This window comes from Finegoldia sp., assembly GCF_046991905.1.
Taxonomy (GTDB): Bacteria; Bacillota; Clostridia; order Tissierellales; family Peptoniphilaceae; genus Finegoldia.
In genome coordinates, this window is record NZ_JBKWZF010000089.1 from 1 (window position 1) to 4,932 (window position 4,932).

Genomic DNA, 4,932 nt, shown 5'->3' on the forward strand with positions numbered 1-4,932 from the left:
TGAATCGTGTGTGCTATGATTTGACACCGAAACCGTGCGGAACGATTGAGTGGGAATAACAAATTAAGTGTTTTATAGTCTTAGAATATGCCTTAAATAAAGGCTTTCTAAGACTTTTTCTTTTTTAGTGGCTACAAATTGGCTACACTTTATGGATTTTTTGTAGCCAATCCATTAGAAATTAGAGAATCCAGTTGATTAGCTACTTCAATTTGTTTGTTTGGATATAGATGACTATAAGTATCCATGGTAGTCTGAACACGCTCATGACCAAGTCTTTCAGCAATTAATAGCGGTGAAAATCCTAGTTCTACAAGTAAACTGGCATGACTATGTCGTATATCATGAATTCTAATTTTCTTTACTCCAGAGTCGTCACAACCTCGTTTAATTTCTCGTTCTACAAAGTTTTTTGATATCGGAAATAAACGATGGTCATCATTAATTTCGTAAAGCCTACTCATGTAGTCTTTAAGACAATCACATAAAGCAGTAGGCATAGCAATGATACGATTACTTTTAGGTGTTTTCGGTGATGAAATAATATCCTTGCAATTTAATCTTTGATAGCTTTTATTGATTGTTAGTGTTTTCTTGTTTAAATCAATATCAGCAGGTGTTAAGGCAAGTAATTCGCCAATACGAATACCTGTATAATATAAAGTCATAAACATGGTATAACTTGTGGTCTTATGCTTCATACAATCTATAAAGGTTTGAAATTCTTCTTTCGTCCAAAACAACATTTCATCAGCGTGCTTTTTACCCATACCACCAGCTTTGTGGCAAGGATTTTCTTTTAAGCCATAATATTTAACGGCGTAATTAAAAATCGCGGTGATTTGGTTACTAACTGTTCTTAGATAAGTTTGTGAATAAGGTTGATCATTTTCACCACGATAGCTAGTAAGTTCATTTTGCCAATGTCTGACATCGGTAGGTTTAATTGCATTTAATGTCATCATACCAAAATAGGGAATAATCTTTGTATCAATCATATAGCGTTTATTAGCGATGGTTGATGGTTTTAAACGATGAGACATATCCTTCAAATAGATATTAACAAAGTCTTTGAACAACATTCCTACGCTACCATTTGATTGTTCAATAAATTCTTTTTCCCATTGTAGGGCTTCTTTTTTTGTAGAGAAGCCTCTTTTCTTTTTATGGACTTCTTTTCCAGTCCAATCTTTAATGCGGATTTGTGACATCCATTTTCCTGTTTTTGAGTCTTTAGTTACTGACATAAAAATTACCTCTTTCTTTTGATTTTCTATGTCAGACCTTAGTTTTCTCTTAATTAGAGTGATATAAGTTTTCTAAGTATGCATTTCGTTTTTCAATGCGTTCTTCTTCGCTCAATTCCTCAGGTTCGTTGCTCTCTAAACCACAAGAGGCATAATATGCAAGGGTCTGATCTTGCCATTTGCGATATGTCGCTTGGGAATGAGTATATGATTGAACTTCTTGTCTTTCATTCTCCCATTCTTCTAAGAATAGGCACATGTCTGCATTGTAATCAGCTTCTAGATCTTTTCCTTTAAAGCTAATAGAACATTCCCATTCTTCGCTTCTAGGCGGTTTCTTAACATCAATATTGAAGTTAAGATTTGATACTTTTTCTAATTCAAATAGAAAGCCTAATACATCAGCAAGACTTCTAATTGGAGCAACATCAGTATCAATACCTAGTATGTAAGATGTAGTCGTATCAAGCACTTGAGCAATTTGATTGACTACTGAGAACGAAACTTCAATTTCGCCAGTTTCATATTTTTGTACAGTACGCAATGACTTATCAAGCAGTTTTGCAAATTCTGTTTGATTTAGTCCTTTCTTTTTTCTTAGGGTTCTAATTCTTAACCCTATGGCAGAATAATCCATTTTATTCATTTTTCGTTCACCTCGTCCACATTATAACACTTCATAATATGTATTACAAGTACATATCTATATTATTTTATATTGACATCCGCACTATATATATGTATAATGAATATGTATTAATAGTGCATATAATGATAAATTATATAAAATGAATGCACATTTAATACACAAAGCGACTGAAAGGAGGTGAAAACGCTATGAAAGCTCAATTTATTACAGCAGAAGAAATTCAAGAAGTAATGAAGATTAGTCGTAGCAAGTCTTATCAAATCGTTAGAGATTTAAATAAAGAGTTAAAAGCGATGGGATATATTACGATTGCTGGAAAATGTCCAATTCAATATTTCAAACAAAAGTTTTATGGCTTAGAGATTGGTGGTGAAAAAGAATGTCATTAGAACAAGAAAAAATGACTGATCCTTTATCATTAGTTGGAGCTAATGAGGAACAGTCACCTTATAACTTAACACAAGAAATTATAACAAATGAAGAAAAGCTAGGCAATAACAACTTGGATGATATGTTAAAGCTATTAGCAGAATATGAAGCAAGCGATGAATATCAACAGTTTCTTGAAAAAAGTAAACCTGGTTATATGGAAACCTTAACCATGAATAATCTATATGAACATGTATTCACGAATAAGCCACCTATCATTGAAGGACTTTTATATCCGGGAACTTATTTGTTTGTCGGAGCACCAAAGGTAGGTAAGTCATTTATGATGGCACAGATCGCTTATCATGTTAGTACTGGCAAAGCTTTATGGAACTTTGAAGTTAAACAAGGAACGGTTTTATATCTCGCGCTTGAAGATGATTATCGAAGATTACAAAAGCGTTTATTTCAAATGTTTGGAGTAGAGGGTACTGATGAATTGTATTTTGCGACTAGTTCTAAACAATTAGGTCTAGGCTTAAATGAACAACTATTAAGATTTATGAATGAACATGAGAACACCAAATTGATTATCATTGATACTTTACAAAAAATAAGAGAATCAAGAAATGATAAATATAGTTATTCAAGTGATTATGAAATCATTACGCAATTAAAACAATTTGCTGATGAGTATGGAATCTGTTTATTGCTAGTTCATCATACTCGTAAACAACAAGCAGATGATAAGTTTGATATGATTTCAGGAACAAATGGACTTCTAGGTGCAGCTGACGGAGTATTTGTTTTACAAAAAGAAAAGCGAACTGGAAAAACGGCTACCTTAGAAGTAGCTGGAAGAGATCAACCAGAACAAATGTTACATCTTGAAAAAGATCTAGAGCATTTGGTTTGGAATCTAAAAGAGGTTGAGACAGAACTATGGTTAAGTCCACCAGATGAAATTCTTGAAGCAATCGCTAATTTAGTTAATGCTGAAAAGAATATGTGGTGTGGTAGTCCAACCGAACTTGTCGAAGTATTGAATTTGGATATGAAAGCAAATTCATTAACGAGACATTTGAATGTTAAGGCAGGAGTATTACTAAGTGAATATAATATCGCATACGAAAATAAGCCGAAACATTCAGGAAGAAGAATCACCTTGAGTTTTGTAGCTAAAACTTAAGGTGCAACGATATGCAACGATTGCGACGGTAATTTAAATAATAATGACGATATCAAAAATATCGTAACTATCGTCGCTATCGTTACATTTAGCAAACAATAGTAGTGAATAACTGCTATTTGTTTGACTATCAAGAAATACTTGAATTTCTTGATGTAGAAAGCCTCGCAGAGCCCACGACATCTTTGCAACTGTAAGGTTGAAAGTGTCATAGTGGGTTATTACACTTCGAAAAAGTGCATTCTTTAAGAAAGGAAGGATTTAAAATGTGGCAAGAAATGATGGAGTTGATCGTACATTTGCAAGAAACAGAAACTTAAAAGAAACGAATATCGCTCATACAGAAGAACATAATGAAAGAGAAATGAGTGTTTATCGAAATCCAGATATCGTCGCAGAAAGAAATTTTATGAATGTGCATTATAAAAAGCCAATCGCAAAATATGAAGAAATGTTTAAGCAATTAGAGACAGATAAAGTTATTTCAACAAGAGGATTAAAACAAGATGCTGATCATTATGGCGAACTTATCTTTGATGTGAATTCAGCTTATTTCCACAATCATGGTGGTTATGAATTTGCCAAACAGTTTTATTTAGATGCCTATCATGCAGCGATTGATATCGTAGGTGGGAAAGAATATATCTTATCGGCAGTCATGCACGCAGACGAAAGAAATCGTGCAATGTCAGAAGCACTAGGACAAGATATTTACCATTACCATCTTCATGTAGTTTATATTCCAACAGTGGAAAAAGAAATCTTATGGTCTAAGCGATGTAAAGATAAAAACTTAGTTGGAACTGTAAAAGAAGTAATTAGACAAGTAAGTTCTAGCAAGAAATGGAATTCTAAACCAGCATTAGATGAAGAAGGACAACCAATCATACAAAAGAATGGAAAACCAGTATTAAGGAAATCATATAGTGTTTTACAAGATGATTTCTTTCAAGCAATGAAAGACAAAGGATATGATGATTTAGAAAGAGGAGAGCGTGGCAGCAGTGAAGAACATTTAACTGTTACACAGTTTAAGGTTGAAAAAGAAAAAGAACGCTTAGATGAATTACAAAATCAAGTTTTAACTAATGAGAAGAAATTAAAACGAATTGAATCGGTTTCTAAAATTCAAAATCAAATTCAAGCACGCTACGAAGAAATTGATCATATGGGAAAAGAAACTTTTACTGGTAATGTTCAATTTACAAAACCTGAAGCTAAGAAATTAAAGAAACTTGCAAAACAGAGCATTGAATATAAAAGTAAAATGATTAGCTTAAATAACGAATTAGAAGAAGCTAAAAAAGATATAGGTATTTGGAAAAGAAGATATGAAGAACTTAAAAAACAAACCAAAGATTTTATTGAAGCAATTAGAAAAGCACCAGAATTAGTTAAATCATTTATTCGTAAAGTTCTTCATACAGAAAAAGATGTTCCTAAACATCAGCAACATAAAAAACATGAACGAACAATAT

Annotated in this window: 5 protein-coding genes; 3 read left to right on the forward strand and 2 right to left on the reverse strand. The window is 32.6% G+C overall.

Features of this window, described 5'->3' with window-relative positions; all coding sequences use genetic code 11:
* Positions 1-149: 149 nt before the first annotated feature.
* Positions 150-1,247: a site-specific integrase gene (locus tag ACLUJM_RS12770; protein WP_008819349.1), complete on the reverse strand. Its 1,098-nt coding sequence runs from the start codon at positions 1,245-1,247 to the stop codon at positions 150-152.
* 49 nt (positions 1,248-1,296) lie between these two features.
* On the reverse strand, positions 1,297-1,893 hold the full coding sequence (locus ACLUJM_RS12775; RefSeq protein WP_008819348.1) for a helix-turn-helix domain-containing protein: 597 nt from the start codon (positions 1,891-1,893) through the stop codon (positions 1,297-1,299).
* A gap of 191 nt (positions 1,894-2,084) precedes the next feature.
* Between ACLUJM_RS12775 and ACLUJM_RS12780 the strand changes: the two genes are divergently transcribed.
* From ACLUJM_RS12780 to ACLUJM_RS12790, 3 genes are all read left to right on the forward strand, one after another.
* Positions 2,085-2,285: a hypothetical protein gene (locus ACLUJM_RS12780; RefSeq protein ID WP_008819347.1), complete on the forward strand. Its 201-nt coding sequence runs from the start codon at positions 2,085-2,087 to the stop codon at positions 2,283-2,285.
* Positions 2,276-3,454: an AAA family ATPase gene (locus tag ACLUJM_RS12785; RefSeq protein ID WP_008819346.1), complete on the forward strand. Its 1,179-nt coding sequence runs from the start codon at positions 2,276-2,278 to the stop codon at positions 3,452-3,454. Before ACLUJM_RS12780 ends, ACLUJM_RS12785 begins: the two co-directional genes overlap by 10 nt.
* 268 nt (positions 3,455-3,722) lie before the next feature.
* A partial coding sequence (locus ACLUJM_RS12790; protein ID WP_008819345.1) for a plasmid recombination protein occupies positions 3,723-4,932 on the forward strand: 1,210 nt, incomplete at its 3' end.

Bases quoted from the DNA above. Each gene is read 5' to 3' on its own strand.
- ACLUJM_RS12780 (WP_008819347.1), top strand. From the start codon at position 2,085: ATGAAAGCTCAATTTATTACAGCAGAAGAAATTCAAGAAGTAATGAAG.
- ACLUJM_RS12785 (WP_008819346.1), top strand. From the start codon at position 2,276: ATGTCATTAGAACAAGAAAAAATGACTGATCCTTTATCATTAGTTGGA.
- ACLUJM_RS12770 (WP_008819349.1), bottom strand. From the start codon at position 1,247: ATGTCAGTAACTAAAGACTCAAAAACAGGAAAATGGATGTCACAAATC.
- ACLUJM_RS12775 (WP_008819348.1), bottom strand. From the start codon at position 1,893: ATGAATAAAATGGATTATTCTGCCATAGGGTTAAGAATTAGAACCCTA.